Annotated in this window: 23 protein-coding genes and 1 riboswitch; all 23 genes read right to left on the minus strand. The window is 40.0% G+C overall.

Annotated elements, in window-relative coordinates:
- Window positions 1-14 precede the first annotated feature (14 nt).
- The 23 genes from obgE to radC all read right to left on the minus strand — a co-directional run bounded on the left by obgE (window position 15) and on the right by radC (window position 20,857).
- A complete protein-coding gene (gene obgE, locus K364_RS0108280; RefSeq protein WP_028307647.1) occupies window positions 15-1,280 on the minus strand; it encodes a GTPase ObgE in 1,266 nt (421 codons plus the stop codon).
- 18 nt (window positions 1,281-1,298) lie between these two features.
- Window positions 1,299-1,859 carry a Spo0B domain-containing protein gene (locus K364_RS0108285; protein ID WP_028307648.1) on the minus strand — a complete coding sequence of 187 codons (561 nt, stop codon included), beginning with the start codon at window positions 1,857-1,859 and terminating at the stop codon, window positions 1,299-1,301.
- A 138-nt stretch (window positions 1,860-1,997) separates the two neighbouring features.
- Window positions 1,998-2,276, minus strand: a complete 279-nt coding sequence (gene rpmA / locus K364_RS0108290; protein WP_028307649.1) for a 50S ribosomal protein L27 — start codon at window positions 2,274-2,276, stop codon at window positions 1,998-2,000.
- Window positions 2,277-2,279: 3 nt separating this feature from the next.
- Window positions 2,280-2,612, minus strand: coding sequence for a ribosomal-processing cysteine protease Prp (locus K364_RS0108295; RefSeq protein WP_028307650.1), 333 nt, complete (start codon window positions 2,610-2,612; stop codon window positions 2,280-2,282).
- A 7-nt stretch (window positions 2,613-2,619) separates the two neighbouring features.
- Complete coding sequence (gene rplU, locus K364_RS0108300; RefSeq protein ID WP_028307651.1) at window positions 2,620-2,931, minus strand: 50S ribosomal protein L21; 312 nt, start codon at window positions 2,929-2,931, stop codon at window positions 2,620-2,622.
- Window positions 2,932-3,065: 134 nt separating this feature from the next.
- On the minus strand, window positions 3,066-4,736 hold the full coding sequence (locus K364_RS0108305; protein WP_028307652.1) for an Rne/Rng family ribonuclease: 1,671 nt from the start codon (window positions 4,734-4,736) through the stop codon (window positions 3,066-3,068).
- A gap of 6 nt (window positions 4,737-4,742) precedes the next feature.
- On the minus strand, window positions 4,743-5,441 hold the full coding sequence (locus K364_RS23280) for a TIGR03936 family radical SAM-associated protein (RefSeq protein WP_051533885.1): 699 nt from the start codon (window positions 5,439-5,441) through the stop codon (window positions 4,743-4,745).
- Entirely contained in the window at window positions 5,425-7,296 is a 1,872-nt protein-coding gene (locus K364_RS0108315) for a TIGR03960 family B12-binding radical SAM protein (RefSeq protein ID WP_242841671.1), read from the minus strand. The genes K364_RS23280 and K364_RS0108315 overlap by 17 nt, the downstream gene beginning before the upstream one ends.
- Before the next feature lie 191 nt (window positions 7,297-7,487).
- Window positions 7,488-8,348, minus strand: coding sequence for a M50 family metallopeptidase (locus K364_RS0108320; RefSeq protein ID WP_028307654.1), 861 nt, complete (start codon window positions 8,346-8,348; stop codon window positions 7,488-7,490).
- 12 nt (window positions 8,349-8,360) lie between these two features.
- A complete protein-coding gene (locus K364_RS25515) occupies window positions 8,361-9,038 on the minus strand; it encodes a murein hydrolase activator EnvC family protein (protein WP_051533886.1) in 678 nt (225 codons plus the stop codon).
- A 105-nt stretch (window positions 9,039-9,143) separates the two neighbouring features.
- Window positions 9,144-10,145 carry a thiamine-phosphate kinase gene (gene thiL, locus K364_RS0108330; RefSeq protein WP_028307655.1) on the minus strand — a complete coding sequence of 334 codons (1,002 nt, stop codon included), beginning with the start codon at window positions 10,143-10,145 and terminating at the stop codon, window positions 9,144-9,146.
- Window positions 10,146-10,150: 5 nt separating this feature from the next.
- Window positions 10,151-10,948: a hydroxyethylthiazole kinase gene (thiM, locus tag K364_RS0108335; RefSeq protein WP_028307656.1), complete on the minus strand. Its 798-nt coding sequence runs from the start codon at window positions 10,946-10,948 to the stop codon at window positions 10,151-10,153.
- Window positions 10,945-11,586 (minus strand): thiamine phosphate synthase, encoded by a 642-nt coding sequence (gene thiE / locus K364_RS0108340; RefSeq protein WP_028307657.1) that lies wholly within the window; start codon window positions 11,584-11,586, stop codon window positions 10,945-10,947. Before thiE ends, thiM begins: the two co-directional genes overlap by 4 nt.
- The gene (gene thiD, locus K364_RS0108345; RefSeq protein WP_156946426.1) at window positions 11,583-12,395 is read right to left on the minus strand and encodes a bifunctional hydroxymethylpyrimidine kinase/phosphomethylpyrimidine kinase; all 813 of its coding nucleotides are present in this window, start codon (window positions 12,393-12,395) and stop codon (window positions 11,583-11,585) included. Before thiD ends, thiE begins: the two co-directional genes overlap by 4 nt.
- A 70-nt stretch (window positions 12,396-12,465) precedes the next feature.
- Window positions 12,466-12,569: riboswitch (TPP riboswitch) on the minus strand.
- 11 nt (window positions 12,570-12,580) lie between these two features.
- Window positions 12,581-13,726, minus strand: a complete 1,146-nt coding sequence (rodA, locus tag K364_RS0108350; protein ID WP_035268416.1) for a rod shape-determining protein RodA — start codon at window positions 13,724-13,726, stop codon at window positions 12,581-12,583.
- A 116-nt stretch (window positions 13,727-13,842) separates the two neighbouring features.
- A complete protein-coding gene (gene minE, locus K364_RS0108355; RefSeq protein ID WP_028307660.1) occupies window positions 13,843-14,106 on the minus strand; it encodes a cell division topological specificity factor MinE in 264 nt (87 codons plus the stop codon).
- Window positions 14,107-14,129: 23 nt separating this feature from the next.
- Entirely contained in the window at window positions 14,130-14,921 is a 792-nt protein-coding gene (minD, locus tag K364_RS0108360) for a septum site-determining protein MinD (RefSeq protein WP_028307661.1), read from the minus strand.
- A gap of 30 nt (window positions 14,922-14,951) precedes the next feature.
- Window positions 14,952-15,389 (minus strand): septum site-determining protein MinC, encoded by a 438-nt coding sequence (minC, locus tag K364_RS0108365; RefSeq protein WP_084295784.1) that lies wholly within the window; start codon window positions 15,387-15,389, stop codon window positions 14,952-14,954.
- A gap of 197 nt (window positions 15,390-15,586) precedes the next feature.
- Window positions 15,587-17,653: a penicillin-binding protein 2 gene (locus K364_RS23290; RefSeq protein ID WP_051533887.1), complete on the minus strand. Its 2,067-nt coding sequence runs from the start codon at window positions 17,651-17,653 to the stop codon at window positions 15,587-15,589.
- Between the two features lie 5 nt (window positions 17,654-17,658).
- The gene (gene mreD / locus K364_RS0108375) at window positions 17,659-18,162 is read right to left on the minus strand and encodes a rod shape-determining protein MreD (protein ID WP_028307663.1); all 504 of its coding nucleotides are present in this window, start codon (window positions 18,160-18,162) and stop codon (window positions 17,659-17,661) included.
- Window positions 18,159-19,034, minus strand: a complete 876-nt coding sequence (gene mreC, locus K364_RS0108380; RefSeq protein ID WP_028307664.1) for a rod shape-determining protein MreC — start codon at window positions 19,032-19,034, stop codon at window positions 18,159-18,161. Before mreC ends, mreD begins: the two co-directional genes overlap by 4 nt.
- Window positions 19,035-19,052: 18 nt before the next feature.
- Window positions 19,053-20,099 carry a rod shape-determining protein gene (locus K364_RS0108385; RefSeq protein WP_028307665.1) on the minus strand — a complete coding sequence of 349 codons (1,047 nt, stop codon included), beginning with the start codon at window positions 20,097-20,099 and terminating at the stop codon, window positions 19,053-19,055.
- Between the two features lie 98 nt (window positions 20,100-20,197).
- Window positions 20,198-20,857: a RadC family protein gene (gene radC, locus K364_RS0108390; protein ID WP_035268808.1), complete on the minus strand. Its 660-nt coding sequence runs from the start codon at window positions 20,855-20,857 to the stop codon at window positions 20,198-20,200.
- Between the last annotated feature and the right edge of the window lie 8 nt (window positions 20,858-20,865).

Here is a 20,865-nt window from a genome sequence, read left to right on the forward strand (position 1 = left end):
TTTATTTTCCACTCCTATTCAACAAACTCAAATTCCAAGTCACCAATTCTTACAGTGTCTCCATAATTAATACCCTTTTCCAGGAGCGCATTTTCAACGCCCATTACTTTTAAAATGCGTTGGAATCTCCTTACACCTTCTTCATTATTAAAATCTGTCATTGCAAAGTGCTTTTCCACCTCTTTACCCTTCACCACAAATATACCATCCTCCCGGTCAATGGTGAACCTCTCCTCAGGCTCACAAAAGATTTTAATTTCGTCCCCAGCATATAAAGGTTCAGGCTCAATCTCATCAATTAGCTGGGCTATCCTGCCAATTAGCGGTTTAAGGCCTGTCCCTGCTACTGCAGATATGGGAAAGATTTCATATTTTCCTTCCAACTCTTTGCTTAAAAGCTCCAGGTTCTTCTCAGCACCAGATACATCCATTTTATTGGCAGCTATTATCTGCTTTTTATCAGCTAGCTTGGGATTGTATAAAACTAGCTCCTTGTTTATAGTGTTGAAAGCTTCTATAATATTTTTATCCTCAACAGGGGTCAGATCCAACACATGCACAAATATCCTGGTCCTTTCAATGTGACGCAGGAATTCATGGCCCAAGCCTGCTCCCTGGTGGGCTCCTTCAATTAGACCAGGAATGTCAGCCACAACAAAGCTGCTGCCTTCATCCACCGAAACAACACCCAGATTGGGCTTAAGGGTTGTAAAGGGATAGTCTGCAATTTTGGGCTTGGCCGCCGATATTACAGATATTAAGGTGGATTTTCCAGCATTAGGCATTCCGATTAGTCCCACATCAGCCAGCAGCTTGAGTTCTAAAAACAGGGTAACCTCTTCACCAGGCTCACCCTTTTCTGCAACAACAGGCACTCTATTCTTTGCACTGGCAAAACGGGCATTTCCCCTTCCACCTCTGCCTCCCCTGGCAACAACTACACGCTGACCATCCTCTGTAACATCTGCAATTAATTCACCTGTATCAAAATTCTTCACTATAGTGCCTAGGGGGACACTTAGAATGGTATCCTCTGCATTTCTTCCATGCCTGTTTTTCCCTTGACCATGCTCACCCTTTTTTGCTTTTACATGGGGTTTATATTTGAAATCCACCAGGGTTCGCAGGCCCTTATCTCCAATTAAGATAACACTGCCACCATCTCCACCATCCCCGCCATTGGGGCCGCCCTCAGGCACATACTTTTCCCTTCTGAAGGCCACTATACCATTACCACCGTCTCCAGCTTTTACATAAATTTTTGCTTTATCATAAAACATTTATTGTCACCTGCACTTCTATATAGGCGTATTTACTCTATTTATAATATTTCTTATTATTAATTTTTCATCCGACAATACCAGCTCATAACCAGCTTTTGAAAATAAGATATTTAATTCATTTAAGTCCCCGGTTTTTATGTATGTTTTTATCTTAACAGCAGAAAAGACAAAGCTGCCATCATCATCCACCATAAAATCTATGTGCCGTTCTCCTGGAGGATATCTTAATTGGGAGGCAATTATTTCATCCCAGATCTTCTCAAGGAGCTCTGTTAATAATTCCTCGTCAACATGAATATTCTTCAAATCATTTTTACATGCTATTGACAGGGGAATGCCCAGCCTGAATACCTTGTCTGCTTGTGACATCAGTGATATTACAAGTTTGGGATATGCTATCCTTAAAATACTTCCCTTATGCTGCAGTTCATACATTGCCTGCTTTATGTGCTTTTGGGCTTCATTGCCCTTATTTAATTGAATATAACCAAGAATAACCTGGAGATAATTTACCATATCATGTTTTTGTAGTCTAAGCAATTTAATGGCTTCGTGCCTATACATGTCTTCTTTCAAGCAGCTCACTCCAAAAAAAGAATTTGTATCGTAGACTTCTGCAAATTAACATGAATTTCCTTTAAGTTTTATGAAAGTTATAATTTACTGATACGTGCAAAAAAGGCCCCTGAAAATAGTCCAGGGACCTTGTTAGTCTTATACAGCATGAATACTAACTTGTTTCTTATCCTTACCTTTTCGCTCAAACCTTACAACGCCATCAGCTAATGCGAACAAAGTATCATCTTTGCCTATTCCAACATTAGTTCCTGGATGGATTTTAGTTCCCCTTTGACGCACAATAATATTTCCGGCTAATACTACCTGACCATCGTGTCTTTTAACTCCAAGTCTTTTAGCTTCACTATCGCGACCGTTCTTTGAACTACCAACACCTTTTTTCTGTGCAAACAATTGAAGATCTATTTTAAGCATCATTTACACCTCCTTAAGAATTCTAACATGTGCTGCATAACCCTCTTCAATGGATTTAATGCCAAGATACATGGTTTTTAATATAATTTGTGCAGCTTTGTTTTCTTCTACTGTTAAATTATTTTGTAAAGTACATTTCAAATAGCCATCACTAATTGAATACTTAAAGCTGCCTTCCTGCAAATACTCACCTAATCCTATAACAGCAGTTTGTGCCAGTACTGAAATAGCCGAGCATACTATATCCTGACCCTTTTTCGCAAAACTACTGTGGCCTTCTATTTGAAAACCGCTAATTTCTTTATTGCCTCTATAAAAAAATCTTACTTCTACCATAGCACTATTATGCCTGGATCTTTTCAACCTTCAACAAAGTATATGGCTGACGATGGCCCTGCTTTTTCCTGTAGTTCTTTTTGGGCTTATATTTGAAAACAATTATTTTCTTGGCCTTGTCATGTCTCACTACGGAACATACAACCTTTGCGCCATCAACCCTGGGAGTTCCAAAATTAGAGCTGTCACCATTTACAACAGCTAAAACATCAGTAATCTCAAGGGTGCTGCCCTCCTGGGATTTCAAAAGCTCAACCTTAACTAGATCTCCTTCTTTAACCTTGTACTGCTTTCCACCAGTTTCAATAATTGCGTACATTTTTTAATTTCCTCCTCGTAAAGACTCGCTAAAAAGGGTGGGTAAGTGTACCCTTATACCTTTTTTATGCGGTTTTGAACGACACTTTTTTTATTACTAACAATCATGAATTATATCATAGGCTCTTACAAATGTCAAATAATCTCACCCCTGGCATAGGTTCTATACGCTTTAATTATTTTAACTGTAACCTCCTGACCAACAAAAGGGGAGCCATTTATTATACTTATTACATAACCATTCAACCTTGCTATTCCATCCTTCCCATCACCACTTTGAGGCTCTTCTACTTTGATATCAATTACATCTCCTTCTTTAACCGGCAGGTATGCCTCCATTTCCTTATCAGAGATGCTGCGCACTTCTACATGTTCTATATGGAAGCTTTCATCTCCCTTAACTACAATTGTTTTTCCTGTACTTTCTTCAAGTCTTTTTAAAGAAACTCCATTGCTCCCAATTATCTGTGAAGCCACTATTGGATTAGCCCTTATTAAAAGTGCAGCCTGTAATGTTCTTCCCGCCATGTTTCTAATTCTTTTCTTGGTTCTTAAAGCTATTGTCTCTATTGATAGAAGTTTGCCCTTGCCTTCACAGTATGGACAGTCATTTAGCATAAGACTTTCTAAGCCCATGCGGGCCTTTTTTCTAGTCATTTCCACAAGCCCCAGGCTGGTAATCCCCATAATATTTGTCTTTGTTTTGTCATTTTTTAATTCTCTTTCCAGAGAATCTATGACCAATTGCTTGTGTTCAGGTTTTTCCATATCAATAAAATCTATAATAATTATTCCACCAATATTTCTAAGCCTTAACTGTCTGGCAATTTCCGCAGTTGCCTGCAAATTGGTATTAAGAACGGTAGATTGAAGATCATCCTTGCCTATGTATTTTCCTGTATTAATATCAATTGCAGTTAATGCTTCTGTTTGATCTATTACTATATAGGCTCCTGATTTGAGCCAAACCCTTTTATTGAAGGCCTGGTCCAATTGACTTAGAATTGAATACCTTTCTAAAATATCTCCTTCTTCATAAACAACCCTATATTTATGCTGACAATCTAACAGGGTCATGGCTTCGAGAATTTGCTCCTTAACCTCAGGACAGTTTACAATTATCCTGGAAACCTTTTCATCAAGGAGATCTCGAACCATTCTCTGTGTCAGACCTAGATCCTTATATATAACCCTTGGAGCAGCCGTTCTTGTAAGTCTTTTTTCTATTTTACCCCATATCGCCTGTAAGTTTTGTAAATCCGCCTCAAGCTCTTTTTCTCCAGCACCTTCAGCAACGGTACGTACTATCATGCCCATGCTTTTTGACTTGACCCTGCTTGCTATTTTTTTAAGCCTATCCCTTTCTTCTTCACTCTCAATTCTTCTTGATACACCCACATACTCCACGTAGGGCATTAATACCGTATATCTGCCAGGTATAGTAATATTAGTTGTTACCCTGGCTCCTTTAGAGCCGACTGGCTCCTTGGACACCTGAACGAGGATTTGCTGACCTTCTCTTAATACATCGCAAATACTTATCTGCGGCCCCTTAAAGGAGTCATCCAGCATATTTTTGGATGGCACAGCATCCTCTACAAACAAAAATGCATTTCTTTCTAAACCAATGTCAACAAAAGCTGCCTGCATGCCTGGAAGTACATTTTTCACAACCCCTAGATAGATGTTCCCTACTATCCTTTTATTAAACTCTCTTTCTACATAAACCTCCATTAGTATCCCGTCTTCAACTATGGTAACTAAAATCTGTTCTTCCTGAACGTCTACCATTAATTCTTTTTGCAATTGAATTCACCCTTCCAGTATTCCCATTGGAGTACATAAAGAACCATTCTTTATTGCATACAGGTCTTCCCTTATAAGAGTGGGGGTGCCTTGTGTTTTAATCTTTGAAAATGTAATAATAGCATGGTAAACTTCCCCAGCCCTTACATTACCTTTGCTTCCTGAAGCTACAATATAATTAATAACCAAATTCATATCATTAAATTCAGCGCCCAGATGATAAATTCCTTCTTTTATGTTAATTTCCTTAGTTTTATCCTTAGATTTCCTGTTGACTAGAATCTCTGGCTGCCCAAGAAAATCTTCAATTAGTTGCTGCAACTCTCCAACTGTCAATTTCTTCTCAACTGGGCATATTGCTGTATATTCTGCCCTTTCTATTATGGCTGTCAATGATTTAACTTTATCCTTAATTTCTTTCACATCTAATATTTCTATGCCCTTTATCAGGTTATTGTTTACCTGATTCTTGAAAGCAATTAAATCCACCCTGGTACCTAGCTCTATGTCCAAATATTCACCTCGACTAGCTGTGCCTACTGAAAGGGCAGATGCATAGCTTATTTTCGGATGTGGATTAAAGCCCTCTGAAAATGCCAGGGGAATCCTTGCTCTTCGAAAGGCTCTCTCCATTGCCTTCATCAGCTCCAGATGGGACAAAAAGCGAGCACTTTCCATCTTTGAATATTTAACCCGTAACTTCATTATGCTCCCCCTTTATGTCAAGCTTAACATCAAATCTGGGGCAAACTCCACAACCACTGCAGGGTTCATAGCGGCAATCATAGCTCCTGGCCTCAACCATTGCCCTTTCATACTCTTTAAATAGAAAGCTTTTGGTAACCCCAACATCAATAATATCCCATGGGAAAATTTCATCTTTATCCCTTTTCCTATAAGCGTAAAATTCAGGGTCTATATTGCTTTCCTTAAAAGCTTCCATCCACTTTTGATAATTAAAAAATTCATCCCAGCTGTCAAATTTACAGCCCTTTTCCCAGGCAAGCTTGAGCACCCTGCATAATCTCCTGTCTCCCCTGGAAAAAACAGCCTCCAGAAAGCTAATATCAGGACTGTGATAATTATAGACTATCTTTCTATCTCTAAGTAATTCTTTTAAATGCTTTTGTTTTTGTTTTAGAACTTCTATTCTGTCCTGGGGCTCCCACTGAAAGGGAGTATGGGGTTTGGGAACAAAGGATGAAACACTTACTGTTATTTTCAGGGTTCCCCTGGAGTTTTGCCTCTTCTTAACTTCTCTGCCAATGCTTAGAACCTTATAAGCCAGCTCAGCTATACCCTTTAAATCATCCTCTCTTTCTGTTGGCAGACCAATCATGAAATAGAGCTTAACAGCATCCCAGCCTGCTTGAAAAGCTCCTGTAACAGACCTTTCCAGGTCTTCCTCGGTAACACCCTTATTAATCACATTTCTTAGTCTTTGGGTTCCCGCCTCAGGGGCAAAGGTTAAGCCCGTTTTGCGAACCTTTTGTATTTCCCTGGCCAGGTCAACTGAAAAAGCATCAACCCTTAAGGATGGCAGTGAGAGACTTACCCTGTCACCTTCATATTGGTTAAGCAGCCCCCGGGTCACCTGTTCAATACACGAATAATCTGCAGAGCTTAAAGATGTAAGAGAAATTTCCTCATAGCCGGTATTTTCAATGGACAGCTGGGCATGTTTCTGCAGGGTTTGAGGAGACTTTTCCCTAACAGGCCTGTAGACAATGCCCGCCTGACAAAATCTACATCCCCTGGTACAGCCCCTTGCAACCTCCAGCATCACCCTATCATGCACAGCTTCTACAAAGGGAACCACAGGGTTGGTTGGAAAGTAAGCGCTATCTAAATCCTTTACTATTCTCCTTTTGACAGCACCCATTCCAGTGGCATCCACGATAGCTTCTATGGTTCCTTCCTCACTATACTTAAATTCATATAGATGAGGAACATATACTCCAGGAACACTGGCAATTTCTCTCAGGAAATCATCCCTTTTCATTCCATCCTGGAGATATTTGTCCTTAACCTGGGCAAGGACCTCAAGGAGTAGTTCTTCTGAATCCCCTAATAAAAAAAAGTCTATAAAGTCTGCCAGGGGCTCCGGATTAAAGGCACATGGACCTCCTGCAATTACAAGGGGATAGGTTTCATCTCTTTCAGTCTGCAATAGGGGAATCCCTGCCATATCAAGCATGTTTAATATATTTGTATAGCTCATTTCGTATTGCAGAGTAAAACCTATCACATGAAAATCTCTTAATGGTTTTGAAGATTCCAGACTAAAAAGGGGCAGCCCTCTTTTTCTCAGCTCACTTTCCATGTCCACCCAGGGCGCAAAGCACCTTTCCATTAAATAATCATCTTTTTCATTTACTAAACCATATAATATTCTTAAACCCAGATGAGACATGGCAACCTCATAAACATCCGGGAAGCAAAAAGCCATCTTAACCCGTGCCTGGTCCCAATCCTTATGTACAGAATTATATTCATTGCCTAAATACCTGGCAGGCTTTTCAACCAAAGGCAGCACTTCAGATTCCAAAATATTCTTCACGAAAGCCAATCCTCCTAACTTATGTTATAACTCTATTATTATATAATACAATAAAAAATAACCTCTCAGTAGTAGTCTACCAAAAGGCTATTCGCCACACTATAAATATTTCCTTTAATAAATGTTATTGTGGTGAAAATTTATACTTCTAACAATGAAAAATAAGACAGAAAACCGTCAGAGTGTCTTGTTTAGATATCCCTCATTAGGATTTGATCACCCTTTTTAAAGTATTCCTCTATCAGCTTTTCTTCTGAAACAGTTTTTATTTGTACTCCTGATTGGTTGAAAACATGAAAAACATTATACGAATTCGGATGGAGATGGGGCAATAACTCTCCAATGGGTGTGCTTTCTCTTACATAATATGGCCTTAATTGTTGGATGTTTTCCCTTGAAATGATTTCCCTCTTTTTCAGGAGATACCTGATGAAATGAAAAGAGGCAGTCTTATCCTGCTCACCTGCTGAATAAAACAAGAAGCAGGCCATGGTAACAGCATTAAGGTCCCATAGTCTTAAATATAAGCCGCTAACAGTTACTAATAGTATAAGCACAGCCATTAATTTTCCCTGGTAAGCTGCTTTTCTGGTAGCAGCAAATACACCCACTGATTTGGCATGCCAGGCTCTATATATTCTGCCTCCATCAAGGGGCAAAACTGGTATAAGGTTAAATAAGCCCATTATAATATTTAGTCTTATAAAAAATGGCAGCCAGTAATCTGTATTATAATAATACTGGGCTGCCAAACCTAGACCAGCCATAAAAAAGTTAGTTAGGGGACCTGCTAAAGCTATGCGTATCTCTTCATTGGAATCCACTTCTAGAAAATCCAGCTTCGCCACTCCACCAAAGGGAAACAGCTCTATTTCTTTAATGTTTACCTTATGACCCCTTGCAACTATTGTATGGGCCAGTTCATGGATCAAAACCACCAGAAAGATAATTAGTGCCTGGGGAAGTACCTTTGCAAAGCCATAAAACACCATCATAAGCAAAAACAGCTTATCTACCTTGACATCTATTCCTTGATATTGAAATAGTTTCACTTATAACAGCTCCTAGGGTGATTCATTTAAGAAATTTAGATATTTCAGGGGATCTACCGGTTGTTGCCCCTCCCTGATTTCAAAATGGAGCTGCCCCATTCCAGAAATGCTTTTTCCTACCTTGGCAATAATTTGGCCTTGGGTTATTACGTCGCCTTCTTTAACAAGGACCTCACTACAGTTGGCATAAACTGTAGTAAGTCCACCTCTATGCTCTACCATAACTAGTCTGCCAAGGCTGTCATTTACCTCAACCTTGACAACCTGACCGTCAAGTGCTGCTCTAATTGGTGTGCCTATTTCTGTTTCTATATCAATTCCCGAATGAAAGAGCTTTTGGCTGCCGCCAGCAGCCTCTATCCATCCAAATTCTCTAACAATTGTACCTGACACAGGCAGGGTTAAATATAATGTATCATCTCTGGGGGCTACCACCTGGAAGGCACCCCTGTTTATACTGTCCATCCACAGGCCTGTAGCAACCATTGTTTCAATGGCAGGAGCCCAATCACCCTCCTGGGATGTCAAATAATATGCAACCTGCCTATGAAATTTTTTTGAAAAAGTTCCGTCAAAGCTTAAGATTCCCACACAAATAATGAATATTACTATAGCTGTCAGGAGCTGTTTTACTATGCCCCTTGCAAAAAATCTATTAGTATCATTTCGTTTAAAACCCCAATTATCCATTTAGCATATTCCCTCCTCGGACAGGCAAGTTCAATAGTAAATATATTCATGTTTTAAAGGAATATGCTTCCATTAAAGAAAAAAATGCAACCATTAATGATTGCATTAAGCAAAGTGATTGTATCCCTTTGTAAGTAACTCCTGGCATTGACCATTGTTATGTCTTAATTTAATTCCATATTCCACTGGTTTGATCTCACCAATGAGATGCACTTCTCTGGAAAATTCCTGGGCAAAGCCTTTCATCAATTGTTTGACCCGTTTTCCCTTACATGTAAATACTAATTGATAATCCTCTCCTCCTGATAATGCTAGATTAATAGGAGGAATTGCAAATTCCTCTGCAGCTTCCAATAGAAGGCTGCTGTAGGGGATGCTTTCTTCCCAGAGTTCAATACCTACCCTGCTTGCATCTGAGATCTCCCTGATTTCTGAAGCTAATCCATCACTAATATCATTCATGGATGTTACAAAGCCTGTCTTTGCTAGAAACTGGCCTTCAAGAACCTGGGGCATTGGGTTTAGATGTTTTTCCACCAGTTTGCTCCAGTAAGGATCCTTTTCCAAACCCCTTTTTATTATTTCTAGACCACCCCCTGAATCACCCAGAGGCCCAGTTACCAGGATAGCATCTCCAATACAAGCCCCTGCTCTTTTTATGATATTTTCTGGTTTAACCTCTCCCAGGGCTGTTATATTTATAGAGACAACCGGTGAGGAAACCATGTCCCCACCCATAATATTGACCTTATATAAGCTGCACATTTCCTTGATGCCAACATATAGATCCTCTACCCAGTTCACAGCAGTATCCCTGGGTAGAGCCAGTGTTATAAGTATAGAAGTTGGTCTTCCTCCCATGGCAGCAATGTCACTTAAATTAACTGCAACAGCCTTTCTTCCCAACTGCCCGGGAGATATTTTATCAAGGAGAAAATGAACACCATCCACAAGGGCATCACATGTGGATAAAAGTAAATGTCCTGGATTAACCTTTTCTGCAGCTGTATCATCACCTATTCCCACAATAACACGCTGGCTGTCATAAATGGTGTCCCCGGCAATTTTCTCTATTAACTTAAATTCCCCATACTCAGAAATTTTCATTTTAGCTACACTACCATTTCTATTTTCATTCTCTTTTCAACTTGCTCATAATCCAGATTATACATGCTGTCAAACAGGGCAATCTTATAGCTTCCAGGACCTTTAACTCCCTCTGTTTGAGCTGCAATTTCACCAGCTATTCCAAATGTCACAAGAGCTGCTGTTGAGGATTTCAGCTTGTCCTCATGAACAGCGGCAAAGCAGCCCAAAACAGAAGCTGCCATACAGCCTGTTCCTACCACCCGGCTCATTAATTCATGGCCATTGGCAACCCAGATAATTCTTTCGCCATCAGTTACAATATCTCTTGCTCCAGACGCTACTACTATACATTGATATTTTTTTGCAAGACTGCAAGCAGCATCCTCCATATCATCATAATCCCCAATTGATTCTACACCCCTGATTTGTCCGCCCTGACCTGCCAGGATATTTATTTCCGCCTTGTTGCCCTTAATAATGTCTATTCTAACTTCTTTTAGTATTTCCAATGCACTTTCAGTTCTAAGGGTAGTGGCCCCTACTCCCACAGGATCGAGTATTACAGGTACACCTGCTTCATTGGCAGCCTTTCCTGCTTTTATCATGGCCTTAATCTGGTCCTTATTTAATGTGCCAATATTTAGCACCAGGGCTCCAGCAACCTTAACCATTTCATGAACCTCATCAATGGAATAGGCCATTACAGGCAGGCCACCTGTATTTAGGGTAATGTTTGCACAGTCATTTACAGTTACATCATTAGTAATGTGATGTACCAGGGGTTTCTTTTCCCTTACCAGCTTTAACAGATCCTTTGTCATTTGTTCAACTCACCCTTCCCAGATATTATTTGTCTTTTTAATTCTCTAACACTTGCTTGTATGTCTTCTGCCTGGGTAATTGCAGATATGACTGATAAGCAATCTGCACCATTTAGAATAACCTCTGTGGCATTTCCTTGGTTAATTCCCCCAACAGCTACAATGGGGATGGTTGAATTGCTGCGAATCTTCTTAAGATTTTCAAGACCCAGGCAAGGTCCTGCATTATTTTTTGAGTTTGTGGCATATACAGGTCCTACTCCTATATAATCTGCTCCCTCTCTCTCTGCCTTTACTGCCTGTTCCACTGTATCAACAGATATTCCTATAATCATTTTCTCACCCACAAGGGAGCGGGCATAATTATACGGAATATCACCTTGACCCAGATGAACCCCATCAGCATCAGTTAGTAGTGCAATATCAACCCTATCATTTACAATATACTTTACACCAGCTTCTTTTGTTATCTCACGTATTTTTCGTCCGAGTTCCAATAATTCCTTACCTTCCATGGTCTTTTCCCTGAGCTGAACAACATCTACTCCAGCAGCTACAGCTTCCTTAACAACTTCGAGAGTTGATCTGCCCCCGGATAATTCTTGAGAAGTAATTAGATACACATGCCAGTTTCTCAAATCTTTCCCTCCCTGCAGAACGTATTAAGCATCCAAAAATGATTTACAGGGCCACTTCCCTTTCCTATGGCTAAAGAATTAGCTAGGCCCTTTGTAATATATTGTTTTACTCTGCCAACTGCATCTATCATTGTAATTTCCTGGGCAATACAAGCGGCCAGGGCAGCAGAGTAAGTGCAGCCTGTACCATGGGTATTATTAGTATTTACCCTTTCGCCTGGAAAATAAAAGGTTTCTTTTCCATCATAAAGAATATCCATGGCATCTTCTCTTCTATGGCCCCCTTTAACTATTACATATTTAGGGCCCATTTTTGCTATTTGTTTTGCTGCAGCCTCCATATCATGTATAGTATCAATGGTAAGCCCGGATAAAACTTCAGCCTCTTTTATATTAGGTGTAACTACCTCTGCCAGGGGCATTAGTTCTTGGATTAATGTATCAACGGCATCATTTTCCAGCAAAATATCGCCACTTGTTGCTACCATAACAGGGTCAACAACCAGCTTATCCATTTTATATTCCTTAACCTTTTTGCTCACAAGGAGTATTATTTCCCTTGTGGCAAGCATTCCTGTTTTCACTGCATCTGCAGATATATCCTCCATAACCGCATCTATTTGGGCTTCTATCATTTCCAAAGGCAAATTGTAAACACCCTTTACACCCAGGGTGTTTTGTGCTGTGATGGATGTAATGGCCGTAGTACCATACGCACCTATGGCAGCAATAGCTTTCAAATCGGCCTGTATCCCTGCCCCTGCTCCGGAATCTGAACCTGCAATTGTCAATACTTTTTTCATTACCATACCTACTTTACCTCCATTTCAAATTAAATAAAAAACAAAAACACCACAGGTCCCATACTGTGGTGCCAAACTCTCTATAGCACCACTTTCCTACGCTGGTATTACCCAGTTCAGGTACAAAGGGTCAAAAACCTAAGTTTTTGTCTCAGCCTCTTGGCTCCCCTAGTGGAAAAGATTCAGTTTTATTAAAAAATAATCTTTTTTCGCCGTATATTAACGTTTAGAATTATTCCCAGGGCAATCAGGTTGGCCAGCATTGAGCTGCCGCCATAGCTAAACAGGGGCAAGGGCAATCCTGTTATAGGCATAATGCCTATTGCCATGCCTACATTTACAAGAATATGAAACACCAACATGGATGTTACACCTGCTACCATTAACACCCCAAACATATCCTTGGCATGGGCCATAATATCGATGCTTCTATAGATTAAGAAAAAATATAAGGCCAATATTATTACCGCTCCTATAAAGCCAAGCTCCTCCCCAACTACTGAAAAAATAAAATCTGTATGATGCTCTGGCAGAAAATTTAACTGTACCTGGGAACCCTGGAACAATCCCTTACCAGTTAGTCCACCGGATCCCACAGCCACCTGAGATTGAATAAGCTGGTAGCCTGCACCCCTGCCTCCCATACCATCCTCGTAGGGGTTTAAAAATACTATTAGCCGCATAAGCTGGTAATCCTTTAAAGGCAGCCATATTCCCCATTTTAGGTGTGCATGTATAAGCCCTATACCACTTGCTACACCTGCTGTGACCAAGCCAAATAGAAGCCTTGGATTTGCACCGGCTATAAACATCATACCAATAAGGATGGCAATGAAGACAAGAGATGTTCCTAAATCAGGCTGCCTTAGCACCAGCAGCATTGGTATGCCAACAAAAATAAAACAGGGTAGGAACTGTTTAAAGGTTTCCAGCTTGCCCTGCCTTTTGGCAAGGAAATCAGCAAAGGTAATGATGACTAGTATTTTGGCAAATTCTGATGCCTGAAATACAAAGGGTCCAATATTAATCCATCTTTGAGCACCCTTTGCTGTATGTCCTAGAGGGCTTAAAACTAAAAGCAGAATAATTATATTTAAGACATATAAATATTTTGAGTACTTTTGCAGCTGTTTGTAGTCAATGGATAAAACAAAGATCATTGCTATGATGCCAATAAATATCCAGCTTAATTGTTTCTTTGCATAGTAGGTTGAATCACTTGTGATTGTTGCTGATGCACTTGGCATTACAGCAATGCTTAGCCCAAGAATAGCCAACAGGGTCAAAACAAAAAGGTAATCTATATTTTTCAGCATCTTTTTTTCAGGTAGCTTCATGGTCCATACCCCCATCCATGTAATTATACCACATGGAAAGGAACATTTAGTATTAGAAAAATTGGAATTAAAAATCCCTGCACTGTACAGGGACTTAAGTGTGTTTTTAATATGTATTACATTTGTCTAACCTTTAGTATTGGAATATTTGCAACTAAGGCTACAGATTCATCACTATCACTCAGACTAACATCAAGATTATTTTCATCTATCTCCATATATTTTGAAATGCATTGTATTAAATCCCCTTTAAGAGCCTCAATTACATGGGGTGGAATGCTTGTCCTGTCATGGAGCAATACCAAGCGTAGCCTTTCCTTTGCAATTGTTTTGCTTGAGGGTGAACCAACCCCCAATATCCGCTGTAATAACTGTAGCATAACCTACGCCCCCTTTATGTTCTTTAAAATCCTATAAGTTTACGAAGTTTCTTCATTATCCCTACATTAGCATCTAACTGCATAAGGGGAACATTTTCGCCAGTTATTCTTAAAGAAATATTTCTATAGGCTTGTCCAGCCATTGAATCCTTGTCCAAAACAGCAGGCTCACCCTTATTGGTTGAAACAACTATAAATTCATCTTCTGGCACAACACCTAAAAGCTCAATTGCCAGAATTTCAATCATATCATCAATATCCATCATGTCGCCCTTTTTCACCATGTGGGGGCGGATTCTGTTAATGATTAGCTTGGGATTTTTCAAATCATTAGCTTCTAATAAGCCAACTATCCTGTCAGCATCTCTTACAGCCGACACCTCGGGAGTTGTAACTACAATAGCCTTATCAGCACCTGCTATAGCGTTTTTAAACCCACCCTCTATTCCCGCTGGGCAGTCAACTAAAACATAGTCATATTCTTCCTTGAGGTCTTTACACAGCTTTTGCATTTGCTCTTGATTTACTGAGGTTTTATCCCTGGTCTGGGAAGCAGGCAATAAGAATAAATCCTCAAAGCGCTTGTCCTTGATTAAGGCTTGTTTTAATCTGCAGTGCCCATGAACAACATCAACAATATCATAAACAATTCTATTTTCCAATCCCATAACAACATCAAGGTTACGCAATCCAATATCTGTATCAACCATAACAACCTTGTAACCTAAAGATGCTAACCCAGTCCCAATATTGGCTGTTGTAGTAGTCTTGCCCACTCCTCCTTTGCCAGATGTAATAACTATTACTTCTCCCATATTATTTCCCCCTTAAGTTAGTAGTTTAAGTTAACAAAAATTCAGGTAACGTTCACCCAGTGATTGCAGCTTTTCTATAACCACTACTCCATTTTTGATCCTGGCTACCTCAGGTTGCTGGGGCTGCCACTTTTCTCCATCTGGTGCCCGAGTAATATGATTGGCTATCCTAAGCTGGGTAGGTTCTAGCCTAAAAGCAGCTACAACTGCTAATTGGTTACCAAGGGCACCTGCATGTGCAATTCCCCTTAAACAGCCCAGTACCATAATATTACCACCGGCAATAATTTCAGCTCCAGGATTAACATCTCCCAGTATGACAATATGTCCTGAATACTGAACTGTTTGTCCAGAACGAATAGTTCTTTGCACCAAAATTGTTTCATTGTCTGGAATATTACAATTACTTGTTATTTTTGCCAGCTCTGTCATCTCCTGTTTTACATAATCTGCTTTTTTATCTGACATAATATTCACCAGCTCCTCCAGCAAAAGGCAAAATGCAAAACTAAATGCTCCTTTCTTGCTTTATGCTTCTACGCTCCATGAATGGACTAAATTAACTTTCTACGAATAAACACCAATTCCTGCAAATTGAGAAAAAAACAAGGAACAAAATTCCTTGTTTTTACATCAATTTATGACAGCATGGAGAAACCTCCTGGTTATTCTACTAAATTCATTAACATTTCTTCATCCAATTCAGTTTTATTCAGTCCAAAATATTCCTCAAATACGGCTTTTGCAACATATCCTGCACTACCACCACCAGTTCGGCCATATTCAATTAACCCTGCAAAGGCTATTTGAGGATCATCAACTGGAGCAAAGGCTACAAAAACTCCATGGAAATCCTTCCTTTTATCATCTCCCACTCTACCAGTCTGTGCAGTTCCTGTTTTTGCTGCAACAGTGACATGGGGTGGAAACTCTCTAAACAAATAATAAGCTGTTCCTCCAGGCCTGGCAACATCATGCATACCCTCTATGACCTCTTCTATGGTTCTTGCGGAAACTTCAGCTACACCAGCTATTTCTGGCTCATAATCCACCACAACATCACCCTGTGGAGATAAAATCTTATCTATAAGGTAGGGAACATATCTGGTACCCCTATTGGCAATGGCTGCTGTATAATTTGCAAGCTGTAGTACAGTAAGGTTTACTGAACCCTGGCCTATTGATGTATTATAGGTATCAAAGGGATGCCAGTTAGTTTCAAAGTTATATTCAATCCTATATTGTGCCTCTAGATTTGCAAGCTCTCTATCCTTTTGTCTATCAAGCTCTTGAAACTCTTCAAAGGTCTTGGCCTCTCCCCTTAAGGTTTGATATTTTTTTTCTATATTATCTCTTCTATTTTCAAACTTTCTTTTAACCAATATATCACTTATGGCTTTCTTCCATTCAGGAGAAGGCAAGATTCCTGCCTCCTCACCAAGTATATCTGGAGAGCCTGTTTTCATACCCAGGCCAAACTGCTGGCCTATGCTGACAATACTATCAATTCCCGTAAGGTGGGCCGCGTTTTGTACATAGGTGTTGCAGGATACGGCTAATGCCCTATGATAATCTACCCTGCCATGAACTCCCCAGCACTTGATGAAGGGAGGCCTCCAGTACGCACCACTGCACACAACGGCATCACTTAGGTTAACAGCTTTGTCTTCCAGGGCCGCCAAAAGGGTAATCATCTTAAATGTCGAACCGGGAGGATAGGTACCACGAACAGCCCTGTTAAACTCCGGCTTGATTGCGGGATCATTGTAATAATCTCTTTTTTCATTAAAGCTGCCGTCAACAAAATCATTTGGGTTCATATCTGGTTTACTGGCAATGGCCAAGATGGCACCTGTTTTAATATCTATAGCCACGGCACCACCTGCACCGGCTTTGGGATTCTCTTTTTTCACCCTTTCAATAACCTCATCCATGGCAGTTTCCATTACCTTTTGCAATTCAATATCAAGGGTAAGAAGAACATTATTTCCTGGTGTTGATGGAATATTAACAAGCTCTCTAATGGGTCTATTGCCGGCATTAACTTCTACTTGTTGTACACCTTTTTTGCCCCTTAATCCTACAGGAGTCCCATTAATTTCCCTTAATTCCGCCACCCTCTCTATCCCTGTCTTACCGATTCTATCGTTCAAACTATAATGATGCTCTTGAAATATTTCTAACTCCCTTTGACTAATTTGTCCTACATACCCCAAGATATGCCCGGCAATACTATCAAAGGGATAATATCTCTGGGGCACTTCCTCAATTACAACTCCTGGCAGGTCACCCCTTCTCTCTTCTAATCGTGTAATGGTTTCAATCCCTTGTTCATCCCACTGTAAGGTAACTATTTCTAAAGGCTCAAATTTTCTTGTGTGGCCTTTTAATTTTTCATTAATAATCTCTTCGTCTATATTAGGGTCGTCTAGAATTTCAACCAGGTTTTCAATCACCTTCTGCAGCTTATTCCTATCAGTCAAGTGAGAAATAGATATGGTAAAGACTGGCATGCTGGTGGCTAAAACTTTACCATCAGTACTAATTATATCTCCCCGTCTTGCTTCCTTGGAAATGATTCTAATACGATTTTCTTCAGATTGTGTTCTGAACTCATGGGCATTTATTACCTGCAGCTGGAAAAGTCGTGCAATGAGAATCACAAATATTAGAACGGTTATATATATATATACAGTTAATTTTTTTTGTAGTATTTTACGAGAAAGGGTCATGGCCCTTACCTCCTCAATTTTTTAACAAATCTTTCCATGCTAATCTTATAGTATCTCCCATATAAAAAGGGAGCTAAACAAGCATTATATATGGATTGCAGAATTATAATTCTTAAATAGGCTTCATATTCAAAAGTTGAATACAATCCAACTACAAGGCCAATTATATAGGCAAATGCTCCATATACGAAGGTTCCCAGCAGCAGGACTACAACGGGCACCAGGATATGGTCCTTGAAAAGCTTTGGTTCCAAATATCCAATTAATAATCCCATTAGCCCCTTGGTTATAGCATTAAAGCCTATGAATCTGCCAACAACCAGATCTTCCACTAAACCATAAATAAAACCTAGAATCCCTGCCTTCTTTCCGTAAAGGAGTCCATATAAAACTACAATAATCAACAGCAAATCAGGCTTTACTCCAGCTACTGTTAGATAGTTAAATGCAGTTGCCTGCAGCACCAGGCTTAAAACCAGCAAAAATCCCATCCAAAATCCATGCTTCAATGATCTTCACCCTCTCCCAATTCTTCATCATCTGGGAGCTCCTTAACCTCCGTAATAACCATTACTTCTTCTAATTTATTAAATTCCACATAGGGAATTACCATTGCTTGTTTAACAAGACCTGTAGGTGCCATTTTTACTTCAGCAACATAACCGATTTTCAATCCCTTTGGGAAAATTTCTCCTAAGCCGGACGTTATGATAACATCACCCACGTCCACAGGGGCATCATGGGTCATATGAATCATCTGCAACGGATAATCTCCAGTAGTAGTGGATTCAACCACTCCAAGAGTTCTGCTTCTTTGAACCATTGAGCCAACAGCACTTTCTCTATCTGATAAAAGCATTATCTCAGCAGTGTTTCTTGAAGTGGCAACTACTCTACCCACCAGGCCCTGATGATTAATAACCGCCATGTTAACTCTAATACCATGATTTGTGCCCTTATTTATAATAATTGTATCAAACCAATTGCCTAGATTTCTGCCTATCACCTTTGCAGCAACCAGATTTAGTTGATCTCCATGGGTCTCTTTAAAACCTAAAAGATTAGAAAGCCGTTGATTTTCCAAACGGTATTCTTCCATTGTGCTGTTTTGCAAGGATAAATGCCTAACCTGCTCTTTTAAATATCTATTTTCTTCCAAAAGTTCATTGTATAGGGTTATACTATTGCTTACATTCACTATTGTACTAGAAACCTGCATAACCCCGCTATACAGCGGGGCTATAAAATCACGAAGAATAATTTCTAGTTGGGTCAACTGTGTCCTGTTGGTTGTTGCAGTAAATCTAATACCAGCAAGGAGTATAACTACAAGCATAACGCCTGCAATTATACTTTTTTTTCTGGAAATCTTACGCGCCATTTACACACACCTACATCTCTAACCCAGTTTTTTATTAGGTATTAATACTCTCTTAAGCATCTCAATATTCTCTAATACCTTTCCAGTTCCATTGGCAACAGCCGATAATGGTTCTTCAGCCAGGTGAACAGGCATACCTGTTTCACGGCTGACTAGTGCGTCTAGTCCCCATAAGAGAGAACCGCCCCCAGCCATGACTATACCTCTATCCATAATATCTGCCGCAAGCTCTGGCGGGGTTTTTTCCAGGCATACCTTAATAGCCTCAATAATGGCTGTTACAGGTTCATTTAATGCATCCTTAATTTCTTTTGCTGTTATATCAATAGTCTTTGGGAGGCCTGCCACTAAATCCCTACCCCTTACGGGAACTACCATGTTAGCCCTTCCCTCACCGTCATGTGGTGGGAAATATGCTGCTCCTACTTGTATCTTTAATTCTTCTGCTGTTCTTTCACCAATCATGAGGTTATAGTTTCTTTTAATATGCTGAACAATTGCATCATCCATTTCGTCTCCACCAATACGAATGGACCTGGATGTAACTATACCACCTAACGAAATAATAGCTACCTCCGTAGTACCTCCACCAATATCAACAACCATATTGCCGGTAGGCTCATGAACCGGAAGCCCGGCTCCAATGGCTGCAGCCATTGGTTCTTCTATTAAATAAACCTCTTTGGCTCCTGCCTGCATTGCAGCTTCTCTCACTGCCCTTTCTTCAACAGCAGTAATACCTGAAGGAATACAAACCACCACTCTGGGTCTTACAATGGTGCTTCTGCCCTTTCTGTTTAATGCCTTGTTGATAAAATATCGAAGCATGGCTGATGTTATGTCAAAATCAGCAATAACGCCATCCTTCATGGGTCTAATGGCAACAATGTTACCTGGTGTTCTACCAATCATTTTCTTGGCTTCTTCTCCAACTGCCAAAACTGCTCCTGTCTCTCTTTGAATAGCTACAACAGAAGGCTCTGTGCATATAATACCTTTTCCACGTAAATGAACAAGCGTATTGGCTGTACCCAAGTCTATTCCTAGATCTTTTGCAAAAAACATGTATATTTACTCCTCTCCAAGTTAGGCTGCTCTAGATTATTTGCTACAGACAATTATAGTATAGCATTGAATCTGCTATCAAGGGGTAAGATTTGGGACTAAATTATCGATAATTCTTTTAAGCTCTTGTACCTTTTCGCCCCAATAATAATATGGTCAAGAACTTCTATTCCCAATATTTCCCCTGCTTTAACAAGCCTGTTGGTTACCTGTATGTCTTCTCTGCTGGGCTCAGGGTCACCACTTGGGTGATTATGGGCCAATATTACCGAAGCCGCACTTTTTTCAAGGGCTTTTTTAAAAACCTCTCTTGGGTGAACAATGGAGCTATTTAAGCTTCCAATGGAAATTTCATCTATACCAATAACGTGGTTTTTTGTACTTAAGCTGATCACCCGGAAATGCTCCTTATCCAAAAACTGCATTTCCATGACCAAATCAACCACATCTAATGGACTTGTGATTTTAGGTTTAGCCGCCATACCTGCTTCCTTATATATTCTGTGTCCAAGCTCAATTGCTGCTTTGATCTGGGCACTCTTTGCCAAACCTATCCCCTGAAAACCGCTAAGTTCTTCTATAGATATATTGGCTAGTCCCTTTAAACCACTACAATGATGCAAAATCCTATTAGCCATATCAATAGCTGTTTCTTTTCTATTTCCTGTCCTTATCAGAATTGCCAGAAGCTCACTAGAGTTTAATGCTGCGGCTCCCTTTTGTAGTAAACGCTCTCTGGGTCGAGTATCCTCAGGCATTTCCTTTA

This window comes from Desulfitibacter alkalitolerans DSM 16504 (assembly GCF_000620305.1).
Classification (GTDB): Bacteria; Bacillota; DSM-16504; order Desulfitibacterales; family Desulfitibacteraceae; genus Desulfitibacter; species Desulfitibacter alkalitolerans.

What these genes read in the sequence shown, in the direction of transcription:
- obgE (WP_028307647.1), bottom strand. Translation starts at nt 1,280, where the DNA reads ATGTTTTATGATAAAGCAAAAATTTATGTAAAAGCTGGAGACGGTGGT.
- rpmA (WP_028307649.1), bottom strand. Translation starts at nt 2,276, where the DNA reads ATGCTTAAAATAGATCTTCAATTGTTTGCACAGAAAAAAGGTGTTGGT.
- K364_RS0108295 (WP_028307650.1), bottom strand. Translation starts at nt 2,612, where the DNA reads ATGGTAGAAGTAAGATTTTTTTATAGAGGCAATAAAGAAATTAGCGGT.
- rplU (WP_028307651.1), bottom strand. Translation starts at nt 2,931, where the DNA reads ATGTACGCAATTATTGAAACTGGTGGAAAGCAGTACAAGGTTAAAGAA.
- K364_RS23280 (WP_051533885.1), bottom strand. Translation starts at nt 5,441, where the DNA reads ATGAAGTTACGGGTTAAATATTCAAAGATGGAAAGTGCTCGCTTTTTG.
- K364_RS25515 (WP_051533886.1), bottom strand. Translation starts at nt 9,038, where the DNA reads ATGGATAATTGGGGTTTTAAACGAAATGATACTAATAGATTTTTTGCA.
- thiL (WP_028307655.1), bottom strand. Translation starts at nt 10,145, where the DNA reads ATGAAAATTTCTGAGTATGGGGAATTTAAGTTAATAGAGAAAATTGCC.
- thiM (WP_028307656.1), bottom strand. Translation starts at nt 10,948, where the DNA reads ATGACAAAGGATCTGTTAAAGCTGGTAAGGGAAAAGAAACCCCTGGTA.
- thiD (WP_156946426.1), bottom strand. Translation starts at nt 12,395, where the DNA reads ATGGTAATGAAAAAAGTATTGACAATTGCAGGTTCAGATTCCGGAGCA.
- rodA (WP_035268416.1), bottom strand. Translation starts at nt 13,726, where the DNA reads ATGAAGCTACCTGAAAAAAAGATGCTGAAAAATATAGATTACCTTTTT.
- minE (WP_028307660.1), bottom strand. Translation starts at nt 14,106, where the DNA reads ATGCTACAGTTATTACAGCGGATATTGGGGGTTGGTTCACCCTCAAGC.
- minD (WP_028307661.1), bottom strand. Translation starts at nt 14,921, where the DNA reads ATGGGAGAAGTAATAGTTATTACATCTGGCAAAGGAGGAGTGGGCAAG.
- minC (WP_084295784.1), bottom strand. Translation starts at nt 15,389, where the DNA reads ATGTCAGATAAAAAAGCAGATTATGTAAAACAGGAGATGACAGAGCTG.
- K364_RS23290 (WP_051533887.1), bottom strand. Translation starts at nt 17,653, where the DNA reads ATGACCCTTTCTCGTAAAATACTACAAAAAAAATTAACTGTATATATA.
- mreC (WP_028307664.1), bottom strand. Translation starts at nt 19,034, where the DNA reads ATGGCGCGTAAGATTTCCAGAAAAAAAAGTATAATTGCAGGCGTTATG.
- K364_RS0108385 (WP_028307665.1), bottom strand. Translation starts at nt 20,099, where the DNA reads ATGTTTTTTGCAAAAGATCTAGGAATAGACTTGGGTACAGCCAATACG.
- radC (WP_035268808.1), bottom strand. Translation starts at nt 20,857, where the DNA reads ATGCCTGAGGATACTCGACCCAGAGAGCGTTTACTACAAAAGGGAGCC.